Origin of the sequence: Corynebacterium sp. NML98-0116 (assembly GCF_001767255.1) — a bacterium.
GTDB classification, from domain to species: domain Bacteria; phylum Actinomycetota; class Actinomycetes; order Mycobacteriales; family Mycobacteriaceae; genus Corynebacterium; species Corynebacterium pseudogenitalium.
This window is the reverse complement of the sequence record NZ_CP017639.1, coordinates 56,030-73,217: the sequence shown is the minus strand read 5'-3', so window position 1 is coordinate 73,217 and position 17,188 is coordinate 56,030. Positions and strand designations below refer to the sequence as shown.

14 protein-coding genes and 1 pseudogene are annotated in these 17,188 nt (G+C 62.3%); 11 read left to right on the top strand and 4 right to left on the bottom strand.

All coding sequences use genetic code 11. The annotated features are described in order from the left end of the window. Positions 1-925: 925 nt before the first annotated feature. Entirely contained in the window at positions 926-2,269 is a 1,344-nt protein-coding gene (gene trpB / locus BJP05_RS00305; RefSeq protein WP_070361666.1) for a tryptophan synthase subunit beta, read from the bottom strand. Between the two features lie 98 nt (positions 2,270-2,367). Here trpB and BJP05_RS00300 point away from each other — a divergent pair, with 98 nt between their 5' ends. From BJP05_RS00300 to BJP05_RS00280, 5 genes and pseudogenes are all read left to right on the top strand, one after another. Then, the gene (locus BJP05_RS00300) at positions 2,368-2,892 is read left to right on the top strand and encodes a PepSY domain-containing protein (RefSeq protein WP_084028516.1); all 525 of its coding nucleotides are present in this window, start codon (positions 2,368-2,370) and stop codon (positions 2,890-2,892) included. A gap of 170 nt (positions 2,893-3,062) precedes the next feature. Further along, on the top strand, positions 3,063-4,415 hold the full coding sequence (locus BJP05_RS00295) for a TRAP transporter large permease subunit (RefSeq protein WP_070361665.1): 1,353 nt from the start codon (positions 3,063-3,065) through the stop codon (positions 4,413-4,415). Positions 4,416-4,419: 4 nt separating this feature from the next. Further along, positions 4,420-4,719, top strand: a complete 300-nt coding sequence (locus BJP05_RS00290; protein ID WP_070361664.1) for a hypothetical protein — start codon at positions 4,420-4,422, stop codon at positions 4,717-4,719. Positions 4,720-4,731: 12 nt separating this feature from the next. Continuing rightward, on the top strand, positions 4,732-7,542 hold the full coding sequence (locus tag BJP05_RS00285) for an FAD-binding and (Fe-S)-binding domain-containing protein (RefSeq protein ID WP_070361663.1): 2,811 nt from the start codon (positions 4,732-4,734) through the stop codon (positions 7,540-7,542). Between the two features lie 23 nt (positions 7,543-7,565). Next, a pseudogene (locus tag BJP05_RS00280) lies at positions 7,566-8,297 on the top strand (nitroreductase family protein). Between the two features lie 209 nt (positions 8,298-8,506). Here BJP05_RS00280 and BJP05_RS00275 read toward each other — a convergent pair. Next, positions 8,507-8,905 carry a hypothetical protein gene (locus BJP05_RS00275; protein ID WP_070361662.1) on the bottom strand — a complete coding sequence of 133 codons (399 nt, stop codon included), beginning with the start codon at positions 8,903-8,905 and terminating at the stop codon, positions 8,507-8,509. Further along, entirely contained in the window at positions 8,902-10,269 is a 1,368-nt protein-coding gene (locus tag BJP05_RS00270; protein WP_070361661.1) for an AAA family ATPase, read from the bottom strand. The genes BJP05_RS00275 and BJP05_RS00270 overlap by 4 nt, the downstream gene beginning before the upstream one ends. A gap of 119 nt (positions 10,270-10,388) precedes the next feature. Between BJP05_RS00270 and BJP05_RS00265 the strand changes: the two genes are divergently transcribed. From BJP05_RS00265 to BJP05_RS00240, 6 genes are all read left to right on the top strand, one after another. Further along, positions 10,389-11,024 (top strand): hypothetical protein, encoded by a 636-nt coding sequence (locus tag BJP05_RS00265; RefSeq protein WP_070361660.1) that lies wholly within the window; start codon positions 10,389-10,391, stop codon positions 11,022-11,024. A gap of 145 nt (positions 11,025-11,169) precedes the next feature. Further along, entirely contained in the window at positions 11,170-11,715 is a 546-nt protein-coding gene (locus BJP05_RS00260; RefSeq protein WP_070361659.1) for a hypothetical protein, read from the top strand. 685 nt (positions 11,716-12,400) lie between these two features. Further along, positions 12,401-13,129 (top strand): glutamate ABC transporter ATP-binding protein GluA, encoded by a 729-nt coding sequence (gene gluA, locus BJP05_RS00255; protein ID WP_070361658.1) that lies wholly within the window; start codon positions 12,401-12,403, stop codon positions 13,127-13,129. Between the two features lie 16 nt (positions 13,130-13,145). Beyond that, positions 13,146-14,012: a glutamate ABC transporter substrate-binding protein gene (locus tag BJP05_RS00250; RefSeq protein WP_070361657.1), complete on the top strand. Its 867-nt coding sequence runs from the start codon at positions 13,146-13,148 to the stop codon at positions 14,010-14,012. A gap of 22 nt (positions 14,013-14,034) precedes the next feature. Next, positions 14,035-14,721, top strand: coding sequence for a glutamate ABC transporter permease GluC (gene gluC / locus BJP05_RS00245; RefSeq protein WP_070361656.1), 687 nt, complete (start codon positions 14,035-14,037; stop codon positions 14,719-14,721). Then, positions 14,721-15,659, top strand: coding sequence for an amino acid ABC transporter permease (locus BJP05_RS00240; protein ID WP_070361655.1), 939 nt, complete (start codon positions 14,721-14,723; stop codon positions 15,657-15,659). Before gluC ends, BJP05_RS00240 begins: the two co-directional genes overlap by 1 nt. A gap of 384 nt (positions 15,660-16,043) precedes the next feature. Here BJP05_RS00240 and BJP05_RS00235 read toward each other — a convergent pair whose 3' ends face one another. After that, complete coding sequence (locus tag BJP05_RS00235; protein WP_070361654.1) at positions 16,044-16,937, bottom strand: ADP-ribosylglycohydrolase family protein; 894 nt, start codon at positions 16,935-16,937, stop codon at positions 16,044-16,046. Between the last annotated feature and the right edge of the window lie 251 nt (positions 16,938-17,188).

Here is a 17,188-nt window from a genome sequence, read left to right as displayed (position 1 = left end):
AACCGCAGAGCCTGATTGCACGAGAATGAGGGAAGGGCCCGGAAAGCAATCGGTGCAATTACGTTCCGGACCTTCGGGGCGTTAGCGGCCAACTAACTAGTCTCACGAAGCCCTTCACTTTGCTTGCCGGCGGGTGAGGGGCTTCGCCTTTACGCTGACATGGAGGCGTTGGGTGGCTTCATGTCAGATCCCACTATAGACGAGTTGTTGCCCTTGGGTTCAAGCCTGGGGAAATGAGTGTGCTGGCCACCGGGACTCGTTCCAGAAATACCTGCGACACGCCAATAGTGGGTGTTGACAAACTAATTTTGTGGCCCTAGAGTTACCTCAACGTGAACAGAAGGTTAACAACCTTCACACTTTGAAAGGAGGGACCCACATGATGCAGTTGATCAACCAAATCCGCACGTGGTTCCGCGACGAGAACAACGGCGTTGCCACCGGCTTCGACGTACTACCGCTCGCAGTCCTTCCACGGGCATAATTGCAAATGGGTTTGAGCCCGCACCCCTAGCTTTCGTGGCAGGGGGTGCGGGTTTTTGCGTTGGTGAGGGGTTGGACGCACCAGATTCCAGGATTTCGGGAGGGCGCCTGGGCAAAAGACCAGGTCGCAGGTTGGGCGGGAAGGAATGTGGTGTCTTCGCGGGCAGGGTGAGTGCCAAAGGACGTAACCCCTTTTTCACGACCTGGGCTTTTGCCGGATCTGGCAGATGGAATTGCGTCCTTTGGCACTGCCGTGAGGGAGTGTGCACCAAATTCCAGGATTTCGGGAGGGGGCGGGCGGAAAAGCCCAGGTCGTCGCAACGCCAAAAGCGAAAGTGGTGCACAGGCCCCGCACAGGCAGCACACAGGCACGCCAAAAGTAAAGAAAAGGGCCCCACGCTAGGAGCGAAGGGGCCCAAACGTCACAGCAAGCAACCCAAAACTAGTGGGCGACGGTGTGGCCGGCCTCGCGCTCGTTGGAGGAGCTCGTCATGGAGGCGAGGACTTCGCTGATGTGGAGGTCGCCGATGGGGGCCTGCTCGGGATCCTCGAAGAGTTGGTCGCCGAGGATGTTGTAGACGTAGTCGAGGTCCTTGTCGCCGCGGCCGGACAGGTTGACCAGCAGGTTGAGCTCGTGGCCGTCGGCGTCGGCGACTTCGGCGAGCTTCAGGGCGTAGGCCAGGGCGTGGGACGACTCGAGGGCGGGAATGATGCCCTCGTAGCGGGAGAGCAGGCGGAAGGCCTGGAGGGCGTCCTCGTCGGTGACGGCGACGTATTGGGCGCGGCCGATCTCGCGGAGGTAGGCGTGCTCGGGGCCGACGCCTGGGTAGTCCAGGCCGGCGGAGACGGAGAAGGACTCAGGGAGGACTTCGCCGTCCTGACCAGTGACGATGTAGGAGCGGGAGCCGTGCAGGATGCCCAGCTTGCCGTGGTTGAGTGGTGCGCCGTGGCGGTCGGTGTCCAGGCCCTCGCCGGCGGGTTCGACGCCGATGAGTTTCACGTCGGCGTTGCCGGGCTCGTCCTTCAGGTATTCGGCGAAGGCGCCGATGGCGTTGGAGCCGCCGCCGACGGCGGCAATGACGGCGTCGGGAAGTCGGCCGGTGTCCTCGAGCATCTGCTGGCGGGACTCGCGGGAGATGACGGACTGGAACTCCTTGACCAGGGTCGGGAATGGGTGGGGGCCGCAAGCGGAGCCGAGGACGTAGTGAGTGGAGTCGATGTGCTCGACCCAGTCCTGCAGGGCGATGTCGATGGCGTTGGACATGGAGCCGCCGGCGTCGTTAGTTACGGGGACGACAGTCGCGCCCATCAGGCGCATGCGGCGCACGTTCGGCTGCTGGCGGGCGACGTCCTGCGCGCCCATGTAGATCGTGCACTCCATCCCCATCAGTGCTGCGACCATGGCGGTGGCGGTGCCGTGCTGGCCGGCGCCGGTCTCTGCGATGAGGCGGTTCTTACCCAACCGCTTCGCGATCAGCGCCTGCGCCAGCACCTGGTTGCCCTTGTGGGCGCCGCCGTGCGCGAGGTCCTCACGCTTCAGGAAAATTTTCGACGCTCCCACCCTCGGCAGGTTGGCACATTCGTAGACCGGGGTCGGCCGGCCGAGGAACTTCGCTTGGAGGCGCGAAAGCTCGTCGAGAAACTCCTTGTCCTCGCGGGCCTCGACGAAGGCGCGCTCCAGCTGATCGAGCACCGGGTAGAGCGGCTCGGGCACGTACTGCCCGCCGAACTCTCCGAAATATGCAGGTAGAAGCGTGTCGCGCTCAATCTTTTCCACATCGGTCATGGTGAATTTCCTCCGCGTTTGTGAACCTTTGTTGTGCGACACTCTACCTCCAAAACGGGTACGGTGGGGGCTTTCTGAACCCGAACGAAGGAGCAATCATGAAACGCACACTGACAGTCTTGGCCGCGGCGGCACTGCTCGCAGGCTGCTCGAACGGCACGGACGAGGCACCAGCGACGAAGACCGTGACGGAGGCTCCGGAGACCACGGTGGCGACGACGACCACGGCTGCGGCGTCGGAAAGCGCGGGCGAGGCCACCAATGACGCCGCGTACGACGCGATTGAGGCGGCGCGCCCATTCGGCACCGTCATTGCCATCGACCGCGAGGACAACACCAACGCCTTCGAGGTCAAGGTCGCGGCAGAGGACAAGATCGTCGAGCTGCATGTCGACGGCAACCACGTGATGGAAAAGGAGTCCGAGCAGGACGCTGAGGACGTCGCGAAGGCGGGCCAGGCCACCGTGGCGATCGAGGACGCGATCAAGGAGGCACTGGGCCAGCACGACGGCATCCTGGACTCGGCGGAGCTCGACGAAGACAATGGCGCGCTGCAGTGGGAGATCAGCATCGATAACCCGGACGGCTCTGACCTGGCGGAACTGAACGTCCCGGCAAAGTAGGGATTACCGCTACTGGGGGTCAAACCCGGGCGAGTGCAACAACGCACCCGCCCGGGTTTTTGCGTTGATGGGGGAGGAGGGGCGTCGATAATTAGTTGGATTTTGTAGCTACAGCAACATGCAGCGCGTAATGTGTGCCGCGTCACTAATTGGAGTTGAAGGGAGTGAACATGGGCATCGTTGCGTTGATAGTGTTCATCGCGATCACCGTTGTGTTCAATGTGCTGCTCAAGCGCAATATTGCAGAGGCGCTGCTGATCGGCCTGGTCGGCGTGGCGCTCGTCGGCGGAACGAGGGCGCCAGAACTGCTGTGGCTGGGAATTAAAAAGGCCGTCTCCTCGGAGGTCACGTTCGCAGGTATGGCGTTCGTGTTCATGGGGATCATTGTGCAGTCGACGGGCTTGATCGACAGGTTGATTACCATCCTGAACTCGATCTTCGGCCGGCTGCGCGGCGGGGCGGGCTACGTGTCCACCCTGGCCTCAGCGATGATGGGGCTCATCGCGGGCTCGACCGCTGGCAACTCCGCCACGGTCGGCTCCGTGACGATTCCGTGGATGAAGCAGACCGGGTTCTCCTCCAACAGGGCAGCGACCCTCGTCGCCGGTAACTCCGGCCTGGGCGTGGCGCTGCCGCCGAACTCCACCATGTTCATCATTCTGGCGATGCCGGCGGCTGCGGCGGCGTCGGCAAGCCAGGTGTACGTGGCGCTGGCCTCCGCCGGCGCGTACGCGGTGCTGTACCGCCTGGCGGTCGTGTTCTTCTGGACCAAGAAGGACCGCATCCCCAAGACCCCGAAGGAGCAGATCGTGCCGTTCGGGCAAGCGTGGGCGCAGGGGTGGCGCTCGCCGTCGATCTTCCTCGGCATCATCATCCCGGTGCTGCTCACCATCGGCCCGCTGGCCAACTGGTTCAAGAACTCCACCGGCGTCGGCGAGGACGGCATCAAGGCCATCTCCATCATCGTGTGGGTTCCGGTGTTGATCACGCTCATCGCCCTCATCGAGGGCGCCGGCCGCATCCGCCGCAACAACGCCCAGTTCAGGGCGCAAATCGTCCGTGACCTACCAAGCTTCGCCACCGTCGGCATCTCGCTGTTCGCAGCGCTCGCGGCCGCGTCCATCATGGAGGAACTCGGTGTGGGCGACCAGCTCTCCAACACGCTTGGGGCAATGGACCTGCCGAAGTGGGTCATGATCCTCGTCGTCGGCGTGCTCGCCGTCGTCGTGGCAACCCCACTGTCTTCCACTGCGACGGCAGCCGCCATCGGTGCCCCGGCAGTCGCGGCGCTCACCGCGGTAGGCATCGACCCGACGGTAGCGATCGTCGTCACCCTGCTATGCACCTCGACGGAGGGGGCGTCGCCACCCGTGGGCGCGCCGATCTACCTCTCGGCCGCGATGGCGGAAGCCAACCCGACCAAGATGTTCATCCCGCTCATCATCTACTTTGTCCTGCCGATGATCCTGCTGGCGTGGCTCGTCGGCATGGGACTGGTCCCCGTCTACGTACCAGGAGCGTAAAACCATGAACCCAATCTTCAAGCTCTTCTACATCCTGTTCTACCTCTTCCTCGCCGCGTTCCTCCTCGGCGGACTCGCACTCGTCGGCATTCAGGCAGTCGGTCTTGTCACCGGCAGCGGCGACACCATCACCGGCGCCAAAGCGGCGCTCGCGCCATGGGTCTTCGGCGCAGCTACACTTTGTGCAGTATCCGCATTCGTGCTCGGCTACCGCCCAGAAGCGCTCCGAGCACAACGCGAACAACGCAAACGCGACAAAGAAGTGCAGTTCCACGAGCACCGCGACGAAAACAGCGCAGAATAATAGAGGACACGCATGAACACCACGCCACACGCCATCCGGGCCAAGCTCCGCAAAGACATGCCAACCCGGGCCGCCTACTCCTCTGACGCATCACTCTTCCGACGCGTCCCGGCGGCAGTACTCGAACCCAGCAGCGCACAAGACGTGCTCGACGGCATCGCCTACGCACGCGAACGCGGCTGGTCCATCGTGGGGCGTGGTGGTGGATCCTCCGTGGCGGGCAACGCCATCGGCGACGGCCTGGTCATCGACACCTCCCGCTACTTCAACCGCATCCTCAACATCGACCCCGAGGCCAAAACGGCCACCGTGGAACCCGGCGTCATCTGCGACCAACTCCGCGACGCCGCCGCACCCCACGGCCTGACCTACGGCCCCGACCCCTCCACCCACTCCCGCTGCACCATCGGCGGCATGGTGGCCAACAACGCCTGCGGCTCCCACTCCGTCGCCTACGGCACCTCCGCCGACAACCTCGTCGACATCACACTCGCCCTCGCCGACGGCAGGGAAGTCACCTTCAGCGCCGACGGCTGCGACGACCCCACACTTCACGACGCCCTCTCCGACCTCTACACCCGAAACCAGGAACTGATCCAGCGGGAACTCGGGCGCTTCCCCCGCCAGGTCTCCGGGTACGGGCTGCACTACCTGGGCAGCGACATGGCCAAAGCCATCGCCGGGTCCGAAGGCACCCTCGGGGTGATTACGCGGATGACCGTGAGGCTCGTCGATAAGCCGAAGTACACCGCGCTGGCCGTGCTCTCCTTCGCGGACGTCTTCGCCGCCGCCGACGCCGCCCCCAAACTGCGCCAACCCGGTGTGGCCACCATCGAAGGCATGGGCGGCGACCTCCTCGACGCGCTGCGCAGCAAAAACGGGCAAGAACACGCCGGCGAGAACCTCCCCGGCCAACCCCACGCCGGCGGCTGGCTCTACTGCGAAACCGAAGGCGACACCCTCGAGGAAGCCATCGCCGCCGCCGAAGCGCTCACCTCCACCGTCGAACACACCGGGGCCGTCGTGGTCAGCGACCACGCCGAAGCCCGCGCGCTGTGGCGCATCCGCGAAGCATCCGCAGGCACCGTCACCCGCCTCCCCGACGGCGGCGAAGCCTGGCCCAACTGGGAAGACTCCGCCGTACCGCCCGAAAACCTGGCCAGCTACCTGCGCGGACTCTACGACCTCATGGACACCTACGGCTACCGCGGCATCCCATTTGGCCACTTCGGCGAAGGCTGCGTCCACGTCCGCATCAGTTTTGACTTCCACTCAACAGAGGGCATCACCAACTTCAACAACTTCATGAACGACGCCGCCACACTCGTCACCAAGCATGGCGGGTCCCTGTCCGGCGAACACGGCGACGGCCGCGCACGCTCATCCCTGCTGCACACCATGTACAGCCCCGAAATGCGCGCCATCTTCGAAGAATTCAAACTGCTCTTCGACCCGCAACGCATCATGAACCCCGGCGTCCTCGTCTGGGCCGACGCCGTCACCGACGGCCTGCGCATGGAACCCGCCCAACGCACCCACGAAATCACACCCGTCCAACTCTTCCCACGCGACAACGGCAGCTTCACCGACGCCGTCAACCGCTGCGTCGGCGTCTCCGCCTGCCGCTCCATGGACGGCTCCATGTGCCCCTCCTTCCAAATCACCCACGACGAAATCCACTCCACCCGCGGCCGCGCCCGCATCCTCTCCGAACTCTTCCGCGGCGAAACCATCACAGGTGACGACGCCACCACTGCCCTCGACCTGTGCCTCTCCTGCAAAGCGTGCGCCTCCGAGTGCCCCGTCAACGTGGACATGGCCACCTACAAAGCAGAGTTCCTCAACGACCACTACGCCGGCCCCGTCCGCCCACGCGTGCACTACCTCATGGGCTGGCTGCCAATCCTCAGCCACATCGCCCACAAACTCCCGCTCGTACCGCGCATCACGAACTGGGCCCTCCACGCCCCCGGCGTCTCGACGGCCGTCGCGAAACTCGGCGGCGTGGACACCGGGCGGCCGCTCATCAGCTTCGCGCCGGAGTCGCTGCAGAAGTGGGCGCGGAAGCGTTCGGGTGCTGCTGGTTCGGGAGCTTCGCGTGAGCGGATTGTGCTGTGGCCAGACAGCTTCAACAACAAACTCAACACCGGCCCGGCGCGAGCGGCCGTCGAAACGCTGGAGATGCTCGGCTACGAAGTCATCATCCCCGACGGCTTCGTCTGCTGCGGCCTGACCTGGCACTCCACCGGCCAACTCGCGATGACGCGGCGCGTGCTCGAGCACTCCGCGCACGTGCTCAAGCCGTACCTCGACCAAGAGCTGCAGGTTGTCGCGCTGGAGCCGTCGTGCACCGTCATGCTGCAACACGACGCCACCACCCAAACCGCCGACCCCGCCGTCCGCGAACTCGCCGAAGCCACCCACACCTTCGCCGAAATCGTCGCCCCGAAAATCCAAGCGCTCGTCACCGAGGGCAAGGTGCGCAAGCACAGCGGCAGCATCCTCACCCAGGTGCACTGCCACGAGAAGTCACTCGGCGACCCGCAGCAGTCCTCCCTGATCCTGGCGGCGCTCGGCTACGACGAGGAACAGATCCAAACCGGGTGCTGCGGCCTCGCCGGTAACTGGGGCTTCGAAGACGGCCACGCCGAAATGTCCCTGGAGCTGGGAGAACGCGAGCTGTTCCCGCGCGTGAGGGAACACGACGGGCCCGTCGTCGCCGACGGATTCTCCTGCCGCACCCAAGTCGAGCAGGGCACGGGCACCCAGGCGCAGCACGTCGCCGAAATCGTGCGCGATGTGCTTCGGGAGGAGCTCGGGTAGCCGATTTCAAGTACCGTGTGGGCATGAACCACACCATCGAACACCAGCTACAGCACAGGACGATCCGCGAGTTTGAGCGGAGGGGCGTCGATAAGGAGGTGCTGGACCAGCTCTTCGAGGTCGCGATGCGCACAGCGAGCTCGCGCGGCCTGCAGCAAGCCAGCATCATCCACGTCACCGACGCCGACAAGCAGCGGCGGTTGGCCGAGATCGGGTAGCAGGAATACGTCGGGCGCGCGCCCGTCTACCTGCTCTTCATCGTCGACACCGCGCGCAACGCGGCGCTGTTGGAGGACCCCTCAGCCGCCGGGCACACCCGCCCTTTCGTCGAAGGATTTACCGACGCCTGCCTCATGGCCCAAAACGTCGTCAACGCGGCGGAGTCACTCGGGATGGGAGCCAACTACCTCGGCAACATCCACAACGACCTGCAAGCCGTGGTTGACCTGCTGGAACTGCCACGCTTTACCTTCCCGGTCGTCGGGCTGACCCTAGGGTGGCCCGCCCAAGACCCACAATTCAAACCACGCATCCCGGCGCGGCTGCGCGTCATGAAAAACACCTACCAGGCCCCCGCGAGCTGGGAGGAGGCGCTGGGGGAATACGACCAGGAGATGACCACCTACTACGACCTCCGAGACGCCAACCGCAGGTCCGACAACTTCTTCCGCCAAGTCCGCGCAGGGTTGCCGACGCACGCCATGCCACAGGACGGGTCCCTCGATGTCGCGCGGCGGCAGGGGTTCGAGATCTAATTTTTTTGGGGGGGGCGAGTGCCAAAGGACGCAATTCCTGTTTGAAGAGGGGGTAAAAGCCCAGGTCACGAAGAGGGGGTTGCGTCCTTTGGCACTGGGGTGAGGGGGAGCGCACCAAATTCCCTCTCGTGGCGTTGGCGACCTGGGGAAACGCCGAGGGGGTCGGGTGCCAAGGAGGGAATGTGGTGTCCCATCGGGAGGGAGTGAGGCTAGAGGCCTGTTTGTGCGCTGAGGATCTCGTCGCGCAAGCGCTCGAAGGACTCGCACCCCTCCAAGAAGCTCACATTGGTGAGTGCCTCGACCCAACGGGACCGGTCCGTCGTGAAGCGGGAATCGTGCTTTCGCTTTCGGCGCCCGCGGGTGGCGAAGTGGGCGTCGTGAAGCTGTTTTAGCCGATCCTTCGCCGCAATATTCGGGATAGTTTTCCTGGCTGGCAGATCCTTCGCAGGAATGTTGATCCCCAGCTGTGCCTGATACTGCGGACTGTGCAGTGCGTGGAGCACCCACGCCTCAGTCATTTTCACCGGCACAACGGGAACAACCGCGAACTCCGGGCTGACCTCTTCGGACGCCTCGCGAACGAGCAAACAATACAGTGGCCTACTCATCGATCCCCCTCATCGTCTGCCACAAAGAGCTCACGGAAGCTGAGCTCCGGGAACGACTCGCGAAGAAGCTCCTCAACGTTCGCAGCCGAAGCCTTCACCTTCGACTTCCTCCAGCTCCCCTCCGCCACCACCGGGGTGAGGACCAGCGAGCCATTCATCGGATCCTTCGACCCCAGCAACAGCTCGTCAAAATTGTCCTTGTGCAGCGCTAAAAATGCTGGTGAATGGGTATTCACGATGACCTGACGAAGCGGATTCTCCGACCCGATTGCTTCCTCAGGGTCCACGCTCAAATCGTGCAACAGCCAATACATCGCCTGGATCTTTAACGGGTGAATGCCGTTCTCGGGCTCTTCGAAGCAGATCAGGCGGCTCCCACCGGAGTCAAGCAAGATCGTGCCTAGGACCAGGAAGCGCAGCGTCCCGTCAGAAAGAGAACGGGCAGACACCACACCGCCATTACCGACCTGCGCCTGCAGCGTAAACACCTGGCGTGCCTCGTCAAAGTCCACCGTAACGCTGCGTACATCGACAAGATCTCCGACGACATCAGCAAGCTCCGCAAGCACATCATGATCCGGCGACTGCCCCACAAGACGGTCCAGCGTCTTCGGCAGGTTCCCGCCCTTCGCACTAATAAAGTCGGGAGCCAACGCCTCGCTCGGCGCGCGCATGGCACTCGGCTCAAGGGAAAGGTACATCCACGCATCCAGCTCCCGGCGCGCCGCCATAATCACTGGATACTGGTCCTGCTGCCCATACACCGACAGAGCAGTACGGGCCGGCGCATCCCCGCTCAGCGACACCAACGACGGCCTTCCCTGACTTCCATGCCGCACATGGATTTGTCGTTCCTGCTCACTCGTCTCAATAAACGCTTTTCGACGTCCGCCCATGATCGCAGACTCAACAAAGCTTTTCTTTGCCCAACCCAGCTTCTCTCGAGCATCCGCCTTCGTGAGCGGTTTTAGCTCCTCACGCGTAACAACAATGCTGGAAACATTCCTATTGTTACCAACAGTCACGTCCCGCAGCTCAAGATCAACTTCATACCGGAGATACGTCTGATCAGCAGTAATCGACTTGCCGAAGGAATCCTCAAACTCCTTCTCCGTAATCATCTCTGCAGCAAACGACATCTTGCCACCCGGCGCGAAAATATCGCGCACGTCCCCGCCATTACCCCGGATCTTGATGGCAGCCTCATTCAACGTCCGCGACCCAGTGAGCGCTAGGAACTGGAGAGCGTCGAAAAGATTAGATTTACCAATAGCATTCGCCCCGGCGACACAGGTGTATGGGCCGAGGTCGATAGCTAGGTTGCGCAGGTTCTTAAACCCATCAACTTCAAAGCGGGTAAGCATACCGAAATACTAACCCACGCCTAGCTAGTCAAAGACGCGATGGAACCAAAGCGCGCGACGCAGCGTCAAACTCTTGAAGAACCTGAACCATCAGGTTCCCCGACAGGAAAGGACACCACATGAAGCGAATCGTTGCTTCCGTAACCGCAGTAGCCATGCTGGCTACCACCGCCACACCGGCACACGCAGCGAACGTTGAGTACCAGAACGGTACCTGCGCGTTCACCCTGTTCGACGACGAGCTTCCCAGCCTCAAAGCAAGCACCATCGCACCCAAGAAAGCACTTTCGGAGGCCGGGTTGCGCGAGGCATTCGCGCTGGTAACGCCGCAAGAAGCATCGGACAAGCTGGCACTCCTCGATCAGGAGGTCGCCGCACTCACCAAGCAGCGCTCAGAACTTCTCGACGCCACCACCAACGGCACAGCCGACGAACAACAACTTAAACAGCTCAACTCCCAGCTCAAGTTCCTTCGCGCTTTCGAGCCTGCCCTGAAAGCCTGCTCTCAGCGCGAAAATCACGGGAAATGGACAGTTAAGACCACAAGCCCACGGCCAAAGCAAACTGCACCAAAGCAGACCGGGTCAATCGGCAACAGCGAAGGAAGTAGCATTAAAGATGTGAGCCCAGCAGAGATGCGCGATTGGCTCAGCGTCGCTGGCCCACTCGCCGGGATCTTCCTCGCAGTAGCGCTCGGCGCGGCCGCACTCGTGACCGTGGTATTCCCAACATTGGCGCCGAAGCTGCCGTTCTAGGCGCACCTATTTCGGGGGTATTTAGGGGATGAACTCCAAACATTTATCGAAAAACTGTTTCCCGAATAGTGGGGATTCAATATATTTTCGAGCTAGGTAGTTCACCTAAAGCCCCTTATTTCTTACCCCTGAAAGGAGGTTCAACATGAAGAAGATCATCACCGCCGCAGTTGCTTCGGCAGTCATCGCTGGTGGCCTGGCCGCTCCAGCACAGGCAGCTGACAACCAGCCACAGGAGACCAAGTGCAAGATCACCTACCCGGTTGCCAAGGAAGGCGACAAGGCCGAAACGAAGGAATTCACCAAGGCTGAGGCTGACGCACAGCTGAAGAAGGACATCGAGGCTTCGGCCAAACTGGTCAAGGAGCGCGCTGAGGTCGAGGCACAGCTCAAGGACAAGAAGATCAAGCAGGAAGACGCCGACAAGAAGTTCAAGGAGATCGACGCAAAGCTCGCCACCCTGAACGCCACCGCCCCAGCACTTCGCGCTTGCGCAGCTGGCAAGGACCTCTCCCCATCCAGCTCCAAGATCGAGTCCACCCTCAGCTCCATTGACGGCAAGCTGAACAACTATGGCATCGGTGCCGTAGCTGGTGGCTCCGTTCTCGCGCTGATCGCCCTGATCGCAGTGGCCCTGCCACAGGTTGCACCGATGCTGCCACCAGCAGTGCGCGACGCGCTTCCTTTCTAAGAAGCATCTCACCGATAGATGTGGGCGACCCATGTGGGTCGCCCATTTTTTATGCGCTTGGGCTAGAAGCCTAGGGGGCGCGCACCAAATTCCAGGATTTTCGCAGGCGGGTTTGGAAAAGACCAGGTCAGTTAGGGCGCGGGAGGGAATGTGGCGTCCCATCGGGGGTGCCAGTGCCAAAGGACGCAATTCCTGGTGGGGGTGAGGGCAAAAGCCTAGGTCGTGAAAAGGGGGTTGCGTGCTTTGGCACTGGGGTGAGGGGGAGTGCACCAAATTCCCCCTCGTGGAGTTGGCGACCTGGGGAAACGCCGAGGGGGTCTGGCGGGAAAACGGGAATGTGGTGTCTGGGCGGGGGACACGCGCACCAGATTCCTGGTTTTTCGGCGGCCAGGTTTGGAAAAGCCTAGGTCGGCGGGGGTACGGGAGGGAATGTGGTGCGCGCGACAGGGGAGCGAGTGCCAAAGGACGCAATTCCTCGTGGGGGTGAGATCAAAAGCCCAGGTCGGCTGCGAACCGGAAGGGAAGTAGGCGCGCGGGCCGGGGAAGTACACGTAGTGGGGGTGAACTTTCGGGCGAAAAGCGCGCAAGCACTATACAAAGTGTGGGACAGGCCACTAACGTGCCCGTTATGACACAAAGCACATTCACTGCCCAGAGTGGGTCGGGCAATAGCTCCAGTGAAGCCATGATTGACCTAGCGGGCGTACAGAAGCACTTCGGCGACTACCACGCGCTCCGAGACATCAACCTTACTGTGCCGAAAGGCCAGGTAGTGGTGGTGCTCGGGCCGTCGGGGTCGGGGAAGTCGACGCTGTGCCGCACGATCAACAGGCTCGAAACGATTGACGAAGGCACCATCACCATCGACGGAGTCCCGCTGCCAGAGGAGGGCAAGGCCCTTGCGAAGTTGCGGGCGGACGTCGGGATGGTGTTCCAGTCCTTCAACTTGTTCCCGCACCTGACCATCAAGGACAACGTGACGCTTGGTCCGTTGAAGGTGCGGAAGCAGGGGAAGGGGGACGTCGAGAAGCGGGCGATTGAGCTGCTGGACCGCGTGGGCATCGCGAATCAGGCGGACAAGTACCCGGCGCAACTGTCGGGTGGGCAGCAGCAGCGCGTCGCGATTGCGCGGGCGCTCGCCATGTCACCCAAAGTCATGCTTTTCGACGAGCCCACCTCCGCCCTCGACCCCGAAATGGTCAATGAAGTGCTTGATGTCATGGCCAACCTCGCCAACGAGGGGATGACGATGCTCGTGGTCACACACGAAATGGGCTTCGCCCGGCGCGTCGCCGACCGCATCATCTTCATGGCAGACGGCGCGATCATCGAAGACGCCACACCCGAAGAGTTCTTCACCAACCCGAAGACCGACAGGGCGAAAGACTTCCTGGCCAAAATCCTGGCCCACTAACCGAAAGGACAACACCATGAACATCCGTTACGCCGCACTCACCGCCGCGCTCTCCGCTGCTGCCGCAACCCTCGTCGCCTGTGGCGGCGGTGCCGGCGAAGGCACCGACCTCCTCGGCCAGATCGAATCCGGCCAGGTCACCCTGGGCACCAAGTACGACCAGCCGGGCCTCGGCCTGCGCAACCCGGACGGCACCATGTCCGGCCTCGACGTCGACGTGGCGACCTACGTGGTCAACCACATCGCGAAGGCGAACGGCTGGGCAGAACCGACCATCACCTGGCGCGAAAGTCCATCCGCACAGCGCGAAACCCTCATCCAGAACGGCGAGGTAGGCGCCATCGCGGCGACCTACTCCATCAACAAGGGCCGCTCCGAATCCGTCAACTTCGGCGGGCCATACCTGGTCACCCACCAGGCGCTCCTCGTCAGCAACGACAACACCGACATCAAGGGCCTCGAAGACCTCGACGGCAAGATCCTCTGCTCCGTCACCGGCTCCACCCCAGCCCAGAAAGTCAAGGACGCCTTGCCAGGCGTGCAGCTCCAGGAGTACGACACCTACTCCTCCTGCGTTGAAGCACTCCGCCAAGGCAACATCGACGCCATGACCACCGACGCCACCATCCTGCTCGGCTACTCCGCCCAAACCCCAGGCGACTTCAAGGTCGTCGAAATGACCAAGGACGGCAAGCCATTCACCGACGAGTACTACGGCATCGGCCTGGCAAAGGGCGACACCGCAGGCACCGACGCCATCAACAACGCACTCAAGGAACTGCAAACGTCCGGAGAGTTCGACGCCCTCGTCGATAAGAACCTTGGCGGCGACGACGCAGTCGACGCCGGCACCCCTGGCGACCTCTCCTTCATCGAACAGTAAGACCCCCTAAGGCAGGAACATCATGTCCACACTCTGGTCCGACCTGGGCCCGCAGCTCTGGGCAGCCTTCTGGCTGACCATCAAGCTCACCATCTACTCAGCAATCGGCTCCATGATCGTGGGCACGATCCTCACCGCGATGCGAGTCGCACCCATCCCCGTGCTGCGCGCGATGTCGACGTTCTACATCAACGTCGTGCGCAACACACCGCTGACCCTCATCATCATCTTCTGCTCCTTCGGGCTCTACCAAAACCTCGGCATCACCCTCGCCGATAAAGAGTCCGCGACGTTCCTGGTAGACAACAACTTCCGCCTCGCCGTGCTCGGATTCATCATCTACACCTCGGCGTTCGTCGCGGAATCGCTGCGCTCCGGCATCAACACCGTCCACTTCGGGCAAGCCGAAGCCGCCCGATCCCTCGGCCTCAGCTTCGGCCAAACATTCAGCAACATCATCTTCCCCCAAGCCGTCCGCGCAGCCATCGTGCCACTCGGCAACACGCTCATCGCGCTGACGAAAAACACCACCATCGCATCCGCAATCGGTGTCGCCGAAGCATCCCTCCTGATGAAATCCACCATCGAAAACCACGCCAACATGCTCTTCCCCATCTTCGGGATCTTCGCACTCGGCTTCATCATCCTCACCCTGCCAACCGGCCTCGTCCTTGGCGCCCTCTCCGAACGCATGGCGGTGAAAAAATAATGAGCGTCCGCGCAACAGTACTTTACGACGTCCCCGGCCCCAACGGCCGCCGCACCAACCGCATCCTCACCGGCATCAGCCTCGCCGTCTGCCTCGGCATTGCCGCATGGGTCTTCTGGAAACTGCAGGCCAACGGACAACTAGCCGCCGGGAAATGGACCCCGTTCCTCAACTCCCAAACCTGGACCACCTACATCCTCCCCGGCCTCATGGGCACCCTCAAAGCAGCAGTGGCATCCATCCTGCTCGCGCTGGCCGTCGGCATCCTCCTCGGCCTAGGCAGGCTCTCCCGGAATAAGGCTTTGCGCTGGGTGTGCGGCGTCATCGTCGAGATCTTCCGAGCCATCCCAGTGCTCCTCCTCATGATCTTCGCCTACCAACTCTTCGCCATCTACCACCTCGCCCCACCAAAGCACCTGGCGTTCGCAGCCGTCGTCTTCGGGCTCACCATGTACAACGGGTCCGTCATCGCCGAAATCCTCCGCTCCGGCATCAAAAGCCTCCCCAAAGGCCAAACCGAAGCCGCCGAAGCACTCGGCCTGACCTACTCGCAAACCATGCGGACCATCCTGCTACCCCAAGCCATCGCAGCGATGCTGCCAGCCCTGATCGCCCAAATGATCATCGCGCTCAAGGACTCCGCACTCGGCTACCAGATCGGCTACGTCGAAGTGGTCCGCTCCGGCATCCAAAGCGCATCCGCCAACCAGAACTTCCTCGCCTCGCTGGCCGTCGTGGCCATCATCATGATCCTCATCAACTGGGGACTCACCGTCCTCGCCCAACGAGTCGAACGCCAACTGCGCGCCGGCCGCGCCCGCCGCAACATCTTCGCCAAGGTGCCCGAACTCGCTGACCAGGGGTTGGACACCAAGGACAACGTCAACGTCGACTGGCACGACCCCGACTACGTGGAGATCCGGAACCCGGACGAATAGGGGCTTGGTTTTTGGGGGTGCACACACCAAATTCCTGGTTTTCGGCAGCCGGGTTTGGAAAAGCCCAGGTCGCTGGGAGTCGGTGAGGGAATGTGGTGTCGCGTCAGCGAGTGCGAGTGACAAAGGACGCAATTCTTGCTGGGGGAGGGGATAAAAGCCCAGGTCGTGAAAATGGGGTTGCGTGCTTTGGCACTGAGGCGAGGGGGAGTGCACCAAATTCCCACACTCAGAGTTGGCGACCTGGGGAAACGCCGAAGGCTTTTCTGGGGAATCAAGGAATGTGGTGTACGCGAGGATCGGCAATGCACCAAATTCCTGGATTCTGGCAGCCGGGTTTGAAAAAGCCCAGGTCGCTGGGGGCTGGCGAGGGAATGTGGTGCGCACCTAGGCCAGGAGAGCGTCAACCAGGTCGAGGGCGCCCTCGACGGAGAACTCCTCGGGGCGGTTCGCTTTGTGGGTGGAGTAGGCGTCGATAATCTGGCGCCACCGGTGAGGAATCCCCTCCTCCCCGTACACCGCGCCCAAGAACGCGCCGGCGATCGCGGCGTTTGTGTCCGTGTCGCCGCCCATCCCGACAATCGCGACGAGGTCCTCCTCGAAAGAGGCACCGTTCGCGACGAAATAGCACACAATATTCCAGGCGAACTGCACATACCCCATGCGATGGCTATAAACATCCACGGGAAGGTACTGCATAAACTCCCTAATTGTCGACGCCTCATCCCCAGCCACCGCGAGCAGCGCCTCGCGAGGATCCTCACCACTGATCGTGCGGGCGAGCGCCTCACAATACATACCGTTGATGGCCACCGGGTACTCGTTGGGGTGAGTCAGGCGGGCGTCGGTGCGGGCGTGGTCGTCGGCGAGCTGCGGGTCATGCGCGTAGGCAATGGCGATCGGGCTGACCCGCATCAACGCACCATTCGACTTGCTGGCCGCATTCGGCTCAAACGGCGGCCGAAGCGCAGCCGCACACGTATTACCGATATCCGGCGGAAACGACGCTGCCCACCGCACATACGACTCGAACACGTCCTTTTCTTCATACCCGCCGCAGCGCACCATGCTGCGGGCAAGCGCCAGCGCCAGCTCGGAATCGTCGGTGGCCTGGCCCGGCGCGACATTGAACGGGCCGCCACCAGTCAGCTCGCGGACACCATCCGGGAAATTGCGCCGAATCTGCGCGGGGGAAGAGAACTCGACGATCGCGCCGAGGTTATCGCCAATGATCTGGCCGTACATAGCGCCGCGGGCCCGCGCGCGTAATGACTGATCCATGATGGGTTCCTTTCTCTGGTGGTTGCAACCATCAGGATACGAACGAGACCCGACACGGCAGGCACGTGAGGCGAAAATATGTTCGAGGTTGGGGTGCCAGTGCCAAAGGACGCAATTCTTGCTGGGGGAGGGGATAAAAGCCCAGGTCGTGAAAATGGGGTTGCGTGCTTTGGCACTGAGGCGAGGGGGAGTGCACCAAATTCCCTCTCGTGGTGTTGACGACCAGGGGAAACGCCGAGGCGCCCTCTCAA

Bases quoted from the DNA above. Each gene is read 5' to 3' on its own strand.
- trpB (WP_070361666.1), bottom strand. From the start codon at position 2,269: ATGACCGATGTGGAAAAGATTGAGCGCGACACGCTTCTACCTGCATAT.
- BJP05_RS00300 (WP_084028516.1), top strand. From the start codon at position 2,368: ATGAAACGCACACTGACAGTCTTGGCCGCGGCGGCACTGCTCGCAGGC.
- BJP05_RS00295 (WP_070361665.1), top strand. From the start codon at position 3,063: ATGGGCATCGTTGCGTTGATAGTGTTCATCGCGATCACCGTTGTGTTC.
- BJP05_RS00290 (WP_070361664.1), top strand. From the start codon at position 4,420: ATGAACCCAATCTTCAAGCTCTTCTACATCCTGTTCTACCTCTTCCTC.
- BJP05_RS00285 (WP_070361663.1), top strand. From the start codon at position 4,732: ATGAACACCACGCCACACGCCATCCGGGCCAAGCTCCGCAAAGACATG.
- BJP05_RS00275 (WP_070361662.1), bottom strand. From the start codon at position 8,905: ATGAGTAGGCCACTGTATTGTTTGCTCGTTCGCGAGGCGTCCGAAGAG.
- BJP05_RS00270 (WP_070361661.1), bottom strand. From the start codon at position 10,269: ATGCTTACCCGCTTTGAAGTTGATGGGTTTAAGAACCTGCGCAACCTA.
- BJP05_RS00265 (WP_070361660.1), top strand. From the start codon at position 10,389: ATGAAGCGAATCGTTGCTTCCGTAACCGCAGTAGCCATGCTGGCTACC.
- BJP05_RS00260 (WP_070361659.1), top strand. From the start codon at position 11,170: ATGAAGAAGATCATCACCGCCGCAGTTGCTTCGGCAGTCATCGCTGGT.
- gluA (WP_070361658.1), top strand. From the start codon at position 12,401: ATGATTGACCTAGCGGGCGTACAGAAGCACTTCGGCGACTACCACGCG.
- BJP05_RS00250 (WP_070361657.1), top strand. From the start codon at position 13,146: ATGAACATCCGTTACGCCGCACTCACCGCCGCGCTCTCCGCTGCTGCC.
- gluC (WP_070361656.1), top strand. From the start codon at position 14,035: ATGTCCACACTCTGGTCCGACCTGGGCCCGCAGCTCTGGGCAGCCTTC.
- BJP05_RS00240 (WP_070361655.1), top strand. From the start codon at position 14,721: ATGAGCGTCCGCGCAACAGTACTTTACGACGTCCCCGGCCCCAACGGC.
- BJP05_RS00235 (WP_070361654.1), bottom strand. From the start codon at position 16,937: ATGGATCAGTCATTACGCGCGCGGGCCCGCGGCGCTATGTACGGCCAG.